Annotated in this window: 1 protein-coding gene; it reads left to right on the top strand. The window is 68.1% G+C overall.

What is annotated here, in order from left to right:
• Window positions 1–451 (top strand): ABC transporter ATP-binding protein (locus IG74_RS0144960; RefSeq protein ID WP_030689718.1); only part of this gene is annotated, 451 nt, incomplete at both ends.

The raw sequence follows: 451 nt of genomic DNA, 5'->3' as shown, positions 1-451 counted from the left end.
GTCGAACGGGTCGGGCAAGTCGACGCTGCTGCGGGCGATCGCGGGGCTGCTGCCCGCGGAGCGGGGCAAGGTCTTCACCGACGGCCAGCCCTCGCTGCTGGGGGTGAACGCGGCGCTGATGAACGACCTGACGGGTGAGCGCAACGTGATCCTGGGCGGCCTTGCGATGGGGATGAGCCGGGAGCAGGTCAGGGAGCGCTACCAGGGCATCGTGGACTTCTCCGGGATCAACGAGAAGGGCGACTTCATCACGCTGCCGATGCGTACGTACTCCTCGGGGATGGCGGCCCGGCTGCGGTTCTCCATCGCGGCGGCCAAGGACCACGACGTGCTGATGATCGACGAGGCGCTCGCCACGGGTGACCGCAAGTTCCAGAAGCGCTCCGAGGCCCGCATCCGCGAGCTGCGCAAGGAGGCGGGCACGGTCTTCCTGGTCAGCCACAACAACAAG

Source organism: Streptomyces sp. NRRL B-1347, assembly GCF_000720325.1.
Taxonomy (GTDB): domain Bacteria; phylum Actinomycetota; class Actinomycetes; order Streptomycetales; family Streptomycetaceae; genus Streptomyces.
Note: the sequence above shows the minus strand (reverse complement) of the source record. Positions and strands in the feature narration are given on the sequence as shown.